Below are 15573 nucleotides of genomic sequence, written 5' to 3' on the forward strand. Positions count from 1 at the left end.
AAGAATGAGAGATTTACTACTCCACAGATGAATCTGGGAGCAGGAACCTAATTCTAAAATTTGGGGTGGCTGGCGACTCCTGTCGGGGACTTCTATCCGTGTTTGCACGGGGGTCACGCTGGCACGATCCAAGCTGGGCCGTTTGCCTTTGTTTGTCTAACTTGCACTGGATATACTGCCAACTGTATCATTGTCAGAGGGCAGTTAGGAGTGTTTTTTGGGATTAATCTGTTGCGATGCAATTTTAAAAAGATCGTGCAACTGTAGACCAGCTCTAAACCCTGGTAGTCATCAATTATTGCCAATCTCAAATCTTCTATACTCCAATGCGAAAATTGTATAAGTTGTCAAGGTTGACGAAACCTGGTTTTGCTGAAGCGATCGCGATCGATCGATTCTGTTTTTTAGATTGAGTTGCCATTGACAAAATCACCAAAATGTGAGAAATATTTCATACCTGGTACAGCAGTAAGTTGGAGAATATTTAATGGCAATTTCAGAAATTACAGAAAAGCTTTTGGCTGCTAAAAAAGCTAAGGGAATTAGTTTTGCCGAGTTGGAAAAAGTTTTGGGTCGCGACGAAGTTTGGATTGCCGCGGTTATTTACCGTCAAGCTACCGCATCACTCGATGAAGCCGAGAAAATTGTCTCGGCTTTGGGATTGGATGGCGAGACGGCTGCGGTGCTCTGCGAACCTCCGTTAAAAGGTTCTTTGGATGCAGCAGTTCCGGTTGACCCGTTGATTTATCGCTTCTATGAAATTATGCAGGTGTACGGGATGCCGCTCAAAGCAGTGATCCACGAAAAATTCGGTGACGGGATTATGAGCGCGATCGACTTTAGTTTGGATGTCGAGAAAGAAATAGACCCAAAAGGCGATCGAGTGAAAATAATTATGTCGGGAAAATTTTTGGAATACAAAAAATGGTAAGCCAGTACGGCTTTACTTCAAGGGAAAATAAAAACTTCAAAATTTGCTTCCATGAGTCATGACTCATGAGAGATGGATCAAAAGTGTTAACTTAGAAATAGAGAGCGCGAAGCTTGAGCAGGCAAAAAAATCGAGACAAGCCCCTGACTTAACTCGTGTAGAGCCCCAAATTTTAGACGAAGGTTCAACCTCCCAAATTTATCCGTGGAGTAAATCTAAAATCTAAAATCTAAAATCTAAAATCGACTGACTGGCTGGGGTGTCCGCTGGGGAAGCCTTTCTAGGGCAGAGAATCGGTCGATTCCGGCGCAACTGGGCCAGTCTAACAAGCAACCGCAACCGTAAAGTAAGAGGCTAAATATGTCAAAATATGACTCCCATCTCAGATGCTCCTTTTGCGGCAAGTCGCAGGAGTACGTCCGCAAGTTAATAGCTGGGCCCGGCGTGTACATTTGCGATGAATGTGTGGAACTGTGCAATGAAATTTTAGAAGAGGAGTTTTTTGACTCCAGCAAAACAATTGGTCAACAGATTCCCCAGTCAGAGGTGCGAGAGTCTCAGGGACAAGGAACGAAACGCCCGAGTCGATCGAGCAAATCGAAAATTGTTCTAGCTCAAATTCCCAAACCCACAGAAATTAAACAGCATTTAGACAACCACGTCATCGGCCAGCACTCAGCCAAAAAAGTCCTTTCTGTAGCAGTTTACAACCATTACAAGCGCTTGAGCGTAGACCAAGCCAAAGACAGCGGCAAGTCTTCCCCCGACAGCGATGTCGAACTGCAAAAATCCAACATCATGCTAGTCGGGCCCACAGGTTGCGGCAAAACCTTGTTAGCCCAAAGTTTGGCGCAAATGCTCGAAGTCCCGTTTGCGGTAGCCGATGCGACGACGCTGACAGAAGCTGGATATGTCGGCGACGATGTAGAAAATATCTTGCTGCGGCTGTTGCAAATGTCAGATTTTGATGTCGAATCGGCGCAGCGCGGGATTATTTATATTGATGAAATTGACAAGATTGCTCGCAAAAGCGAAAACACTTCGATAACCAGAGATGTATCGGGAGAGGGAGTGCAGCAAGCGCTACTAAAAATGTTGGAAGGAACGGTGGTTAACGTGCCCCCGCAAGGTGGCCGCAAACATCCTTACCAAGATTTTATTCAAGTTGACACGAGCAAGATTCTATTTATTTGTGGCGGTGCTTTTGTCGGTTTAGAAAAAATAGTTGACCAGCGTTTGGGTAAAAAATCTTTGGGCTTTATTCAGCCAACAGAAACTGAAAGCAACTCGACTTTGCCGGCAAAAGATAAGCGGGCGGCTGATATTTTGCAGCAGGTACAGCCGGATGATTTAGTCAAGTTTGGTTTAATTCCTGAGTTTGTGGGGCGGATTCCTGTGGTGACGGTGATTTCGCCGCTGGATGAGGCGGCGTTGATGCAGATTTTGACTGAGCCCCGAAATGCGCTGGTGAAGCAGTATCAGAAGCTGTTGAAGATGGATAGCGTGGAGTTGGAATTTGAGCCGGATGCGCTGCGGGCGATCGCCCAGGAAGCCTACCGACGCAAAACCGGTGCAAGAGCTCTCCGCAGCATTTTGGAGGAGTTAATGCTGGATGTGATGTACGAATTGCCTTCCCGCAAGGATGTGGCTCACTGTACGATTACCAAGGAAATGGTCGAGAAGCGATCGACTGCCGAATTGCTGTGGCATCCCGCATGGCACAAACAGCACGAAACAGCTTAATTTGTAGCTTGTAAGGTGCGCGCGCCGCGCACCTTACAAACTTAGCAATATTTTATGACACTAAAAAAATGTCAGCAAATTTAACTAAAGCCAGTAAAAAATCGAGATTGCCAGTATCCAGTTTGCTGCCGAGAATAGCGATTTACAGTGCTGTTGTGGCTGGCATCATAGCATCATTTTATGACTTCAAACTCAATACATTTTTCATCTCCTCGGAACCGAAATCCTCAGAAGCAAAACAATATATTAATGGCATCAATAAAGGGCAGCAAGCTTACTATGCAGAAAACGGTCAATTTAGCGATTCCATTGCAACATTGGGTGTGGGACTTGAACAACAGACCAAGAACTATAATTACACGATCGTGTCATCAATGGGGCCAGTTCAAACATTACAAAATCAACGCGAACCAGCACAATTTGAAAGCGCGATCGCAATTGCCAAACCTAATGATATGAACGGAAAATCCTACACGGGCGCAGTATTTGCTTTTAAAGAACCGGGTAGCGATATGATAACTATTGCTGCCATTTGCGAGAGCGATAGTATTAACGCAAGTTATGCAGAAACTTGGAGTCCGCCAACTTTTGACGGTAAAAAAATTCACTGCCAGCCAGGAACAACTATGCTGCTTAAATAATTAAGGTAAAACCTTGAAACTATTTTGCACCACTTTTTGACCATCTAAATAAAATTCAAACTTCCAATTTCCTGGTTTGTCATCTTTTTGAAAGTTGTACCAACACCAAGTATTTAATCGATCGCCCGTCGTTTTTAAATAAGATTGACTTTGGGCTGCAAATAGTCCTTGAGGATTTATAACTTTACAATAACCTCGATATTCACCCTCTGGCAATTCAGTAGCACTTACCGCAAAATAGACTTTATTCTTTTGTTTCAAAGACCAAACATCTCTAGTTTTGGTTGATGCTAATTCGTCAGTTAACATCACTTGAGTCTGAGGATTTAACTTTCGTGTGTTGATTATTCGTTTGAGATCGACTGCTGTTTGAGGTTCGGGAGATTTCCAGAATAACGCAATAAAAATAGCAGCAATTGCTGTTAATACTCCGACTGATATCAGTACCATTTTTGAGTTGTTGCGCTGCTGAACTACCTCAAGGGGAATCAAAGCATTGAGGGCAGCATCCGCCGAAGGATAGCGGTGTTTAAAATTCGGTTCCACCATTTTTTGCAGCCAATCAAGAAATTCTGGAGTTAGCTGCGGTAAGCGATGTTTAAAATTAATCCGCCCCGTCTCGTCCATCAAGCTGCCAACTTCGGTAGAATTGATCCCGATCGACAAGCAAATTAGCGTCGCGCCGAGACTGTATAAATCGGATGCGACTGTTAGCTGGCGGTTGAACATTTGCTCGGGCGGCATAAAGCCCAAAGTGCCTTTAACAACGCTGCTAGCTGCCACTTCTCCCCCACCAATTCTAGCAAATCCGAAATCGACAAGGCTGACATTCATCCTGTCATCAACCAAGATATTTTCCGGCTTCAAATCTCTGTGGATAACGGGTGGTACCCGATTTTGCAGGTATTTGAGTATTTCTAACACAGAAATAGCAATTTGCTTGGTTTGTTGCGGTGTTTGCTGGCGCGAAGTAGCGAGGGAATTGGCATCTTTGTATTCCTGAACCATGCAGAAACCCGACGCAGTTTGGAAGGAATCTAAATAGCGAGGAATGCTGGGATGATCCAGTTCCCGCAAAATTTTAATTTCTTGTTCGCAAGCTTGATATTGAGTCCAATTAGCGCCTGTTTGGGCAAATTGAAATTGTTTGAGGGCGACGGAACGTTTGGTATTAATTTCGGTGGCGAGGTAGGTAACGCGGCCACCTGCGCGGTTGTGTCCGAGTTCACGAGTTACTTGATAGCCGTAGTTGGAAAAGTCTGGGAAAGAATTCATAGGTAATTTATAAGGTTCGTAGTAAGGACTTCAGTCCTGAGTTTGTAGTAAAGACTTCAGTCCTTGAGGACTAAAGTCCTTAGTAGAAAAAAGTTTTTACGGTTTAATTAAATTTGGTTGAGATTTGCGATACTTGGCAATAATCCTTTTTGGTTTAAAAACAATCAGGTCAATTAAGGGAATTGCAGTGACGGCTAAAGATGCCATTGTCGTTCCTCCTACAGCTATCATTTCCATTGGTTCCACCCATTCTAATTGAGTACACAATTTAAAAAAAAGTGGAAATGCTGCTCCCAAGCTAGTACAAAATCCCGCAGTAAGAAAGGCTATTTTGGCAGCATCTAATTTAAGGGCTTTTCTGGTTATCTGCTCGGAAACAAGATTGTTAGCAATCGGATTGACTATCGCGTAAGCCAAAGCGGATATCAACATCACAAATGCCATCGGCAGAATAACCAGCAACAATGACGGCCACGTCAAACAACACAATGAAAGGAATAAAAACAGCGAAACTACTACAACTCTAACACTCATTATATTGCCGACTAAAGCTCCAAGTAGAATTAATGATATAGGAACAACCACTATAACAAGAAACCGATAAATTATATTACTATTAAAGGTTGAATAATCAGTAGATATTAAAGCAATTATCAAGGACAACATAGCTGCCATTGCCCCTACAAACAATGCTCCGAACCAATTAGAATGGTATTTGTTTAACTTTGCCACGATTGTGATTTCAGAAACTGAAAACCCAAATAATACACTCACAAAAGTGGCAATAACAATATAATTTTCGGTTGCTTTGTCGTCAAAAAAATTGGGGCTAGAAATCTGGTGTAGCATAAAACCTGACAAAATAAAACTGCATATAAAAGCCAGCCTGCCTAATGACACAGCATTAGTTTTTTGCGGTACTGGTAGGGCAGATGTGGTGACTTGCAACTCTATTGTATGAGTTTCTGGCTCGGAATTGGCGCGCAGAATAATTTGGCGTTTGTAAGTTTTAATTGCCAGCAATTTGCTCGTATCTACCGTAATTTGACATTCTAATTCATTGCTATCAAATGACGGCGGTTCAAAGGAGATCCAAGAGTGGTCGTAGGGCGTGTGTGGCGGATCGTTTGGATGTGGCGCAACTTCCCACCTGCCACAAAGTATTGTATCGGGAATTGGGTTGCTAATGGCGATTTTTTGCGTTACGATTTCTCCATATTCTGTAGCGGTTAATTCGAGCCGATCGCGCTCAAGCCTCACTTTCGGCAAACTGCTGGCATCAAGAGACCTCAAAGCCGTCAAAGCATCAGCCGCCGACTTGTACCTATCTTGAATTCTGGGCGCTACCATTGTTTCCAGCCAGTTCATCCAACCCTGCTGCAACGGCGGTACTAAATGCCGAAAATGAATGCTATAATTATCGTCGATCAAGTTGCCGACATCCCCAGATTTTGTACCGGTCAACAAGCAAATCAGCGTCGCGCCCAAGCCGTAAAGGTCGGATGCTTCTGTTAATTGCCGGTTGAACATTTGCTCTGGCGGCATGAATCCCATTGTGCCTTTGACTACGCTGCTAGCCGCGATGTTTCCACCTCCTAAGCGGGCAAAACCGAAGTCTACTAGGTAAACATTTAACTCGTCGTCGATTAACAAGTTTTCCGGTTTGATGTCGCGGTGAATTACGGGCGGTTTTTGGGATTGCAGGTAAGCTAAAATTTCTAAAGTGGCGATCGCAATTTGTTTAATATCCGGCGGCGAGAAATTACGGGCGATCGCACTTTCGGCATTTTTGTATTCCTGCACCATGCAAAATCCGCTGTCAGTCCCGAAAGCATCGAGATAGCGGGGAATTCCAGGGAAATCCAAACTTTCCAGCACTTTGATTTCCTGTTCGTAAGCTTCGTATTCTGTCCAACTAGCACCTAATTGGGCGAATTGAAATTGCTTAATCACAACGGAGTTTGTTGTGTTAATTTTTGTGGCGAGATAGGTGACGCGGCCGCCCAAACTGTTGTATCCGAGTTCGCGGGTTACTTGATAGTCGTGTGTGGAAAAGTCGGGAAAAGCGTTCATAAGGTTTGTAGTGAGGACTTCAGTCCGCAGAAATATCAGAGGACTAAAGTCCTTGCTACGAACCGGGTTAATTTATGTGGGTAGATATTAAAAATCGCTGTTACCAACATAACTTTTTTGGGAAAGGGCGGCAAGTGTGATAGGATTTGAATTCGCGATCGGTTCTAGCGGGGAGCAGCCGCTAGAGGAAACGGGGAAAGTTCGGTGCAAGTCCGGCGCTGTCCCGCAACTGTAACGAGGTTTGTACAAGGACTTAAGTCCTTTACCTCTCAAGTCAGAATGCCCGCCGATATCTAACTCACTTTTGAACGCATCTACGAGGTATGGATGATGAATGGAACTAACACGGTTGTACGCACAAAACACAGTCTTTTGGTTTGCACTGCTTGCGCTAGTGTTTGGAAAGATGGCAAGCGCCAAGGTAAAAGTGGCGGTCAACAATTCATGGAAGATTTATCTAAACTCGCTCAAGACTGGGAATTTTCCGAGCAGTTTGATATTCGGGAAGTTGAGTGCATGAGTGCTTGCAGTCACTCTTGTGCGGTCTCTTTTGCTGCTGCTGGAAAGTATACTTATCTGTTTGGTGATTTGCCTCCAAATGAACCGGAAAGTGTCGAGGCTGTGCTTGAATGCGCTGGTCAATACTATGCGAAACCGGATGGTTTATTGCCTTGGTCTGAGCGTCCTCAAGCTCTGAAAAAAGGTGTTTTAGCTAAGATTCCACCGCTGGGAAATTAGAGATAAAAGTTCAATACCGTTTACTTAAGACTGTTCTGGGGGTAAAACCCTATGAAAAATAGATACGGAGATTGCTTAGTTCCTCGCAATGACAATCTTAAGTAAACTGTATTCAGATATAGCATTTCTAAAAAAGATTGAGGTATGATTGGCAGCTTGTATAACCACTAGACTAAGAGGGCTAAAGCCCAACAACGTACCTTATAAGAGGGCTAAAGCCCAACAACGTACCTTATAAGAGGGCTAAAGCCCAACAACGTACCTTATAAGAGGGCTGAAGCCCAACAACGTACCTTATCTTTCTGATAAGCGCTATATCTTTCATAAAGCTGGTGTTAAATTGGCTAATTTTACGGAACAATCCGCTGTTGAAATTCAAATACATTAGGACTTTTTGGATCGTAAGTAGCGCGCAACCAATGCACGTTGGGAGAACCAAAAGTTTCAACTCTAGTAAAGTTTTGCAATCTCGGGAGTTGAGTGTCATCGTCAAAACGGGGTAAAGGTTTATCGATGCGGAAATAGTGAGTATCGCCGTGTACGAATACGACTTGTCCTGGAAAATTGCGCGTTTCTGCTTCCAGAGTTGCGATAAAATCGTTGTACCCGCTTCTTCTTTTGTTTGCCGGATCGAGTTCAAATCCTGGATTTGCCTGGGCAATTAATATGATTCCTTTGCTGTTGCTGCGTTTGGCTGAGGTAAAAGATTCTTTAATCCAGGCTAAATTAGCGAAATTGCGATCGACATATTCTTTATCTTGTTCGGGCGTGCGGCCAAAATTGTTGTTGCTTCCGGGCATATTAATTGCCAAAAACACAATTCCATGATATGTCCAGCGGACATTTTCGCGATATTTAGCAAACTGCGGGTTTTCGCTTTGACGGGTGAGGGTTAAGGTGCGCTTTCCCAAACTTTGAGTACCTTTGCTGAAGATTTCCCGCAGTTTAGCGAGCCTTTCTACTGGATCGTAACTGCCGTTATTTGAACGGTGACAGTCAGTCCAATCATTATCGCCATAGGTGAGAATAAACGGTATCTCAAATTTTTCAAATAACTGCTTGGTTTTAATAAAAACTGCATCGTCGCAGACAGTGTAACCGTTTTTGATGTCGCCGTCGTGGACGACAAATGTTGCGGGCGATCGATTGATATCGGCAATCAAATTTGGAAATTTTGCTTCTTGTTCTGCACTGTAAGGCAAATCGCCAATTAAGGCAAATTCAAAAGGTCGATCGCCTGAATCTTGAGCATAAGTTAAAATACCAAAACTCGCGATCGAAACAAAAACAATAAAGGCAATAATTAAATATTTTTTATTCATTTTTGGATAGTAACTAATTTTTTCATGATATCATAGGTGCCGATAAATTCCTATGATATAGTTATGAATTTTCGTCGGTTGCTTTCGCTAATTGCCGTGGTTTCGATCGCAAGCTGCGACATCCAAACGCCAAAAACCAACACGCAGCGTACAGAAAGCCGTAGCTTGCGGGGCGGGACGCCATCGCCAATTGCAACACCTGCACCGGCTAAACCCAAGTCTGAGATTAAAGAAGCGCAACTAATTGCTGTCGGCGATATCATGATGCACATTACCCAAACAATCTCGGGCTACGATGCAAAAAAGCAAACATACAATTTTGACAGCTTCTTCGCACCAGTTAAAAGTATCCTGTCAAAAGGCGATTGGGTAACGGGAAACCTGGAAACACCTTTAGCGGGCGAAGATGCGGGCGGATATACGGGATATCCGCTATTTAACGCACCGACTCAATTACTGGATGCTGCGAAAAAAGCTGGATTTAATATCTTGACAACGGCGAACAATCATGCTTTGGATCGGGGAGAAATAGGGGTAATGAGGACGATCGCAAATTTGGGCGATCGCAAATTTGCGTCAACAGGGACAGCCAAATCGAAAGCAGCGGGCGATACGATTTTGATCGTCACCAAAAATAACATATCGCTAGCCATGCTAGCCTACAGTTACGGCACAAACGGCATCCCCATACCCAAAGGCAAAGATTACCTAGTTTCGCTAATCGACGAAAAACAGATAATCAAAGACATCGCCAAAGCCCGAAAAAAAGGAGCAGATGCGATCGCAATTTCGCTGCATTTTGGCGACGAATATCAGCGACAGCCAAACCCCCAACAAAAGCAATTAGTTGAAAACCTCTTAAAAGCTGGTGCAGATATCATTCTCGGCAGCCATCCCCACGTCGTCCAGCCTTACAAAATCTTTAAATTCAAAGGAAAGAATGGGAAAACCAGAAAGGCCGTAGCAATTTATTCAATGGGAAACTTCATCTCGGGGCAGACCCAAGATTATACAGATTTAGGCGTAATTGTGCAAATTAATATTCGCAAGATATTTCCCGAAAAAACCACAGAAATTACCAATATCAAAACAATTCCTACTTGGGTACACCGCTATACCCTGAACAATAAATCTAAGTATCGCGTTTTGCCGTTAGAAACAACTATCACCCAGAAAAAAGATCCGCTGCTAGCAACTTCGCAGTATCCAGTTTTAAAAGCATATCTACAAGAAATGAACAATCATCTTAACTCATTAAACAGCACTCCGAAAAAATCCCTAAAATAGGTTCGTAGTGAGGACTTTAGTCCTTCTTCATGCTAAATTTAAGCATTAGTTCTTCCAATCAACTTCTCCCTCTTCCTTCGCGTCCTTTGCGCCTTCGCGGTTCGTTTCAACTCAACTGCTGAATCAGCCAATCAATCGCCCCAGCCACATCAGCAACCCGCTCAACATTGGGAATCGGAGTCCGTTGCACCATTACAACAGGAATACCCAACTCCCTAGCCGCGATAATTTTTGGATATGTCGCAGCGCCACCGCTATTTTTGCTAACAATTGTATTAATTTGATATTCCAAGAGCAATTGCCGCTCGTCCGCCAATGAAAAAGGCCCCCTTGCTAATAATAACTCACCATCAGGAACAAGAGTATTTGGTGCCGGAGGATCGATCGCCCGCATCAAACACCAAACACCCTCCAAACCCGCAAACTGGGTTAATTCCTGCCTCCCAATGGTGAGAAACACCCGCCGAGAATGCCCTGACAAAGCTTTTGCAGCCTCCGAGTGGCTGGCGACTTCAATCCAGCGATCGCCCTCCACGGCCTCCCACGCAGGGCGCACCAGCATCAAATGAGGCACGTGACACTCAGTCGCAGCCACCGCAGCATTGGCTGAAATCTGCGCTGCAAACGGATGAGTCGCATCGATTAAAAAGTCGATCGGGCTACAACGCAAAAACTCAGCCAGCCCAACGGCCCCACCAAACCCCCCAATCCGCACCGTACCCGTTTTTGGGGTCAAAGGCTGTTTCGTCCGCCCTGCTAGCGAAGATATCACCTCGATATCAGCAATTTGAGAAGCTCTGGCAGCTAATTCAACAGCATCACCCGTTCCGCCCAAAATTAATAAGCGTTTTTTCATAAAATTAGTCCTAACATATCGAACCAACAGCCAGAATTTTGGTTAATAATATCTTTAAGTAAAGTTTCAACTGCCACCAAAGATGATTCGCTCACTTTTCACATTTTTTACAGTATTAATTGTAACCGGGTTAGTTTGGTTGGGAAATATCACGCCCGCCGCCGCACAAGTACAAGCAACAGAGCTCACCCCTCAGCAGCAGGAATTAGGAGAACTTGTTCAGAAAGCTTTTGCAGCTACAAACGAAGGCAAATTTCCCGCCGCAGAAACTTTGTGGACAGAAATTATTGACAAATTTCCCTCACAAGCAGCCGCTTGGAGCAACCGAGGCAATTCGAGAGTCAGCCAAAACAAACTACAATTAGCAATTGCTGACTACGAAAAGGCGATCGAACTAGCTCCCAACGCCCCCGATCCCTACCTAAATCGCGGCACAGCTTTAGAAGGTTTAGGAAAATGGGAAGAAGCCATCGCAGACTACAACCACGTGCTAGAATTAGATCCCAAAGATCCAGCCGCCTACAACAACCGAGGTAACGCCGAAGCAGGTTTAGGCAAATGGGAAATAGCCATTAAAGACTACAACAAAGCCTTTGAATTAGCACCAGAATACGCCTTTGCTCGTGCCAATCACGCCCTCGCGCTTTATCAAAACGGGGAAACCAAAGAAGCAATTCGCAATATGAAAAATATTGTCCGCAGATATCCCCAATTTGCTGACATGAGAGCAGCCCTCAGTGCCTGTCTTTGGGAGGCTGGACAGCGCGGCGAAGCTGAGAGCAATTGGGTAGCAGCAGTCGGCCTCGATTCCCGCTACAAAGACCTCGATTGGGTGGCAAAAACCCGCCGCTGGCCGCCAGTTGTAGTTAGCGCCTTAGACAAATTCTTGAACTTGAAATAAGATTATACGGCGGTTCATTAGACGGCGGTTGATTATACGGCGGTTGAAACCGCGTCTACACAAACCAAACCCGCCGACGCGGGTTGAAGATTATACGGCGGTTGAAACCGCGTCTACATAAACCAAACCCGCCTCCGCAGGTTGAAGATCAAACGGCGGTTGAAACCGCGTCTACACAAACCAAACCCGCCTCCGCAGGTTGAAGATCAAACGGCGGTTGAAACCGCGTCTACACAAACCAAACCCGCCGACGCGGGTTGAAGATCAAACGGCGGTTGAAACCGCGTCTACACAAACCAAACCCGCCGACGCGGGTTGAAGATAAAACGGTTAAAATTATGTTATTTTCTTGAGTCCGCGGAGGCGGACATCGTTTGTGTAGACGCGGTTTCAACCGCCGTCTGAGCGGACATCGTTTGTGTAGACGCGGTTTCAACCGCCGTCTTTCTTAAGTCTGCGGAGGCAGACATTGTTTGTGTAGACGCGGTTTCAACCGCCGTATAATTCTCCAATGTACCGACGCGGTTTCAACCGCCGTATAATTCTCCAATTCGTGCAGCATTCAACTCCTCGATATTCCTAAAAATCGCCGCAGCACCAGCAGTTTTCAGCGCCGCAGCATAGGCTTCACAGCGAACAGAATCATCCAAAATATGAGGCGGCAAAATTCCTGCGCCCAGCCAAACCCGATTCGGTTGTAATTCCCGCGCCTTCACCACTGTGTAAATATCGGCAACCGTATCTCCGGCGTAAATTACGGGCAAATAGCTTTCTAAACCGTGCAGATTTTCCAACTGTTCAATAGTCGCGAAAAGTCCCGTCGGATCTGGTTTTCCCGGTGCATCTTCCATCGCGACTAACACGGGAGAATTTAAGCCGAGTTTCCCTTGCAAAACATAAGCTGCTTCATCGCGCATTGCGCCACTAAAAAATCCCCAAGCAACGCCTCCAATTGTTAAATTTTCCAGGTAAGCTGGATTTAACAGCAGCGGTTCGTCACAAATGTAACCAGTCCAATTTTGATCGTCATTCCCGCGATAGCGACTTTGGAAAAAAGCGACTAATTCGTCATATTTGAAATCGAGTTGATTTCGCGATCGCCCAATTCCCTCAAAATAACGGCAAACTAACTCCAAAGACGCCTGCCAGTCATTATTCCACACACCCTCAGACTTCAGAGAGTCAATATCGATCGAACTCGGGCGAAAAGCACCAGCCGTGAAATGTTCTACCGCATCTGCGATCGCCCGCCGATAGGAACCGGACACATCCCGCACCACACCATCAATGTCAAAAACTAAAATAAATCTGCTCATAACTTAATTATCCCTATAGCTGGGGGGAGTTTTGCACAAATTTTATTGGTTTCGGGCCCCTAAACAGCGGGAAACCCAGCCCTCCGACAAAACTTTTAATCGCCAATGACCCATTATTGAACAGAATGTGCTACGCTTAGCGATTGTAGAAATTTTTAATAAGTTCGATCGGAACCCTGGAGGTTTGCTTGTCCAAGTTCATCTTAAAAGTTCTCTGGCTAGAAGAGAATGTTGCCCTCGCCGTTGACCAAGTTGTCGGTAAAGGAACTAGCCCGCTGACATCTTACTTTTTCTGGCCGCGCAAGGATGCGTGGGAAGAACTCAAAAACGAACTCGAAGCCAAACACTGGATTGCTGACAACGATCGCGTCGAAATCCTCAACCAAGCTACAGAAGTTATCAACTACTGGCAAGAAGAAGGCAGACGGCGCCCGATGACTGAAGCTCAGTCAAGGTTCCCCGAAGTGACTTTTACTGGCAGCAACTAAGCCTAGCTTTCAGTTGCTACCCAGATAAATTGCCTGTGATGGCTGAGTAGCAAAGAAATGGAGTAAATCGGAGTTTCCGGTTTACCCCAGGCATAAAAGCCCTGCTACCCCAGAATAAGATCCTTGGGATCTACGCTACCTGAGGTCAAAACCCCAATAGGATTCGCTAGTTCTAAGCGGTTTGGTAAATAGAACATTGCCTAGTTTCTGAGGGTGAAACACTATTTCCAGTGACAAGTCTCAGGAGCATTTTCAAAGCAAACATCACCCGAAAGGTGAAGCAGAAATGCAACCAACGAAACAACAGAACTGGGTATTTCAAATCAACGGAGACAAGCAACCGTTAGATATGATTCACCCCGGCAGATGCCGAGAATTACAGAATCGTGGGAAGCTTGCCAGTTTTCGCAGATTTCCTTATGTCGCAATCCAGCAACAAACTATCGAAAGTATCAAAACAAAGGAATACATCCTCAAGATTGACCCAGGTAGTCAGTGGACGGGGTTTGCCATTCAATGTGGTAATGATATCTTGTTTCGAGCAGAACTAAATCATCGAGGAGAAGCAATCAAGTTAGATTTAGTTAAACGGGCAGGGTTTAGACGTGGAAGACGTTCGCGCAATTTACGCTATCGCAAGAAACGCTTGAATCGTGCCAAGCCAGAGGGATGGCTAGCTCCATCAATCCGACACAGAGTGCTAACAGTTGAAACTTGGATTAAACGCTTTATGCGGTATTGTCCAATTGCCTGGATCGAAATTGAACAAGTTCGGTTTGATACGCAAAAGTTAGCTAATCCAGAAATAGATGGAGTTGAATACCAACAAGGTGAATTACAAGGATACGAAGTGCGTGAATACTTGTTGCAAAAGTGGGGTAGAAAATGCGCTTACTGTGGCACAGAAAACGTACCGCTAGAAGTTGAGCATATTCAACCTACGTCGAAAGGGGGGAGTAGCCGCGTAGGAAATCTAACTCTAGCTTGTCATGTCTGTAATGTCAAAAAAGGTAACTTGGACGTTCGCGATTTCTTGGCAAAATCACCTGACATTTTGAATCAAGTTTTAGAGAATTCCACAAAACCGTTAAAAGATGCGGCTGCGGTCAATTCAACCAGATACGCAATCGTGAAAATGGCTAAATCTATTTGCCAGAACGTGAAATGCTCCTCAGGTGCAAGAACGAAAATGAACCGAGCGCGTCAAGGTATTGAAAAAACTCACAGCCTTGATGCTGCTTGTGTTGGCGAGTCTGGGGCAAGCATTCAAGTTAGAACCGATCGACCTCTATTGATTACCTGCAAAGGTCATGGCAGTCGCCAATCCATTCGAGTTAATGCTTCGGGATTTCCGGCAGTGAAAAACGCTAAAACTGTTTTTACTCACATTGCAGCAGGTGATGTAGTCAGGTTTACTATCGACAAAAACCGGAAAAAAGTCAAAGCTGGAACTTATACGGCAAGAGTCAAGACACCGACTCCAAAAGGGTTTGAGGTTTTGATCGATGGCGCAAGAATAAGTCTCTCAACCATGAGCAATGTAGTTTTCGTACATAGGAGTGACGGCTATGGCTATGAGCTTTAATCTGCTCGCATTGACTCGGAATTACTCCAATAAAGCGATTTCTAGCGATCGGACAGGAAAACGAGAGAGGGGGAGAAGGCGAGAGGATTTGCTTTTTCCACCTCGTCCTGAAAAATACAATTTAAATGCGCTACAGCCGATCGATATCTTAAATATCATCTCCGAAAAACAAGTTTGTAGTGAGGACTTTAGTCCGCAGAAATTGATGCGGACTAAAGTCCTCACTACAAACCGCATTTTTTCAATGTAATCTGGTTCTTTAACAATCTGAAATTGTACAGTCAGCTATCAACAAACTTCCCTCAAACCTATTCCCAAAGCGTATCTACTTACATCTAAAATCCTTTGTATCTATGGTTTGTATCAAAGTCTCGATCCCCCTAAATCCCCCTTAAAAAAAACCACTTTGACACTCAC

At 44.6% G+C, this 15573-nt stretch carries 13 protein-coding genes and 1 riboswitch; of the genes, 8 read left to right on the top strand and 5 right to left on the bottom strand.

What is annotated here, in order from left to right; all coding sequences use genetic code 11:
* Positions 1-487: 487 nt before the first annotated feature.
* From cynS to QZW82_RS07055, 3 genes are all read left to right on the top strand, one after another.
* The gene (gene cynS, locus QZW82_RS07045) at positions 488-931 is read left to right on the top strand and encodes a cyanase (protein WP_293146493.1); all 444 of its coding nucleotides are present in this window, start codon (positions 488-490) and stop codon (positions 929-931) included.
* A gap of 360 nt (positions 932-1291) precedes the next feature.
* The gene (gene clpX, locus QZW82_RS07050; protein ID WP_293146495.1) at positions 1292-2674 is read left to right on the top strand and encodes an ATP-dependent protease ATP-binding subunit ClpX; all 1383 of its coding nucleotides are present in this window, start codon (positions 1292-1294) and stop codon (positions 2672-2674) included.
* A 68-nt stretch (positions 2675-2742) separates the two neighbouring features.
* The gene (locus QZW82_RS07055) at positions 2743-3315 is read left to right on the top strand and encodes a type IV pilin-like G/H family protein (protein WP_293146497.1); all 573 of its coding nucleotides are present in this window, start codon (positions 2743-2745) and stop codon (positions 3313-3315) included.
* On the opposite strand, the gene QZW82_RS07060 is transcribed toward QZW82_RS07055, so the two are convergent.
* Together QZW82_RS07060 and QZW82_RS07065 are read right to left on the bottom strand one after the other, a co-directional pair.
* Entirely contained in the window at positions 3316-4590 is a 1275-nt protein-coding gene (locus QZW82_RS07060) for a serine/threonine-protein kinase (RefSeq protein WP_293146499.1), read from the bottom strand.
* 96 nt (positions 4591-4686) lie between these two features.
* The gene (locus QZW82_RS07065; protein ID WP_293146501.1) at positions 4687-6663 is read right to left on the bottom strand and encodes a serine/threonine-protein kinase; all 1977 of its coding nucleotides are present in this window, start codon (positions 6661-6663) and stop codon (positions 4687-4689) included.
* A gap of 142 nt (positions 6664-6805) precedes the next feature.
* Positions 6806-6969: riboswitch (cobalamin riboswitch) on the top strand.
* A 21-nt stretch (positions 6970-6990) separates the two neighbouring features.
* Between QZW82_RS07065 and QZW82_RS07070 the strand changes: the two genes are divergently transcribed.
* The gene (locus tag QZW82_RS07070; RefSeq protein ID WP_366664982.1) at positions 6991-7401 is read left to right on the top strand and encodes a DUF1636 domain-containing protein; all 411 of its coding nucleotides are present in this window, start codon (positions 6991-6993) and stop codon (positions 7399-7401) included.
* 350 nt (positions 7402-7751) lie between these two features.
* Here QZW82_RS07070 and QZW82_RS07075 read toward each other — a convergent pair whose 3' ends face one another.
* Entirely contained in the window at positions 7752-8723 is a 972-nt protein-coding gene (locus QZW82_RS07075; RefSeq protein ID WP_293146503.1) for a metallophosphoesterase, read from the bottom strand.
* Positions 8724-8786: 63 nt separating this feature from the next.
* Here QZW82_RS07075 and QZW82_RS07080 point away from each other — a divergent pair, with 63 nt between their 5' ends.
* Positions 8787-10010, top strand: coding sequence for a CapA family protein (locus QZW82_RS07080; protein ID WP_293146505.1), 1224 nt, complete (start codon positions 8787-8789; stop codon positions 10008-10010).
* Positions 10011-10116: 106 nt separating this feature from the next.
* On the opposite strand, the gene QZW82_RS07085 is transcribed toward QZW82_RS07080, so the two are convergent.
* On the bottom strand, positions 10117-10866 hold the full coding sequence (locus QZW82_RS07085) for a cobalt-precorrin-6A reductase (RefSeq protein WP_293146507.1): 750 nt from the start codon (positions 10864-10866) through the stop codon (positions 10117-10119).
* Between the two features lie 82 nt (positions 10867-10948).
* Between QZW82_RS07085 and QZW82_RS07090 the strand changes: the two genes are divergently transcribed.
* Complete coding sequence (locus QZW82_RS07090; RefSeq protein ID WP_293146509.1) at positions 10949-11767, top strand: tetratricopeptide repeat protein; 819 nt, start codon at positions 10949-10951, stop codon at positions 11765-11767.
* A 527-nt stretch (positions 11768-12294) separates the two neighbouring features.
* On the opposite strand, the gene QZW82_RS07095 is transcribed toward QZW82_RS07090, so the two are convergent.
* Positions 12295-13083 carry a TIGR01548 family HAD-type hydrolase gene (locus QZW82_RS07095; protein WP_293146511.1) on the bottom strand — a complete coding sequence of 263 codons (789 nt, stop codon included), beginning with the start codon at positions 13081-13083 and terminating at the stop codon, positions 12295-12297.
* A 176-nt stretch (positions 13084-13259) separates the two neighbouring features.
* Between QZW82_RS07095 and QZW82_RS07100 the strand changes: the two genes are divergently transcribed.
* Both QZW82_RS07100 and iscB read left to right on the top strand, forming a co-directional pair.
* The gene (locus tag QZW82_RS07100) at positions 13260-13571 is read left to right on the top strand and encodes a 30S ribosomal protein PSRP-3 (protein WP_293146632.1); all 312 of its coding nucleotides are present in this window, start codon (positions 13260-13262) and stop codon (positions 13569-13571) included.
* A 286-nt stretch (positions 13572-13857) separates the two neighbouring features.
* Complete coding sequence (iscB, locus tag QZW82_RS07105; protein WP_293146513.1) at positions 13858-15156, top strand: RNA-guided endonuclease IscB; 1299 nt, start codon at positions 13858-13860, stop codon at positions 15154-15156.
* The last annotated feature ends 417 nt before the right edge of the window (positions 15157-15573 follow it).

This window comes from Microcoleus sp. bin48.metabat.b7b8b9.023 (assembly GCF_013299185.1).
Taxonomy (GTDB): domain Bacteria; phylum Cyanobacteriota; class Cyanobacteriia; order Cyanobacteriales; family Microcoleaceae; genus Microcoleus.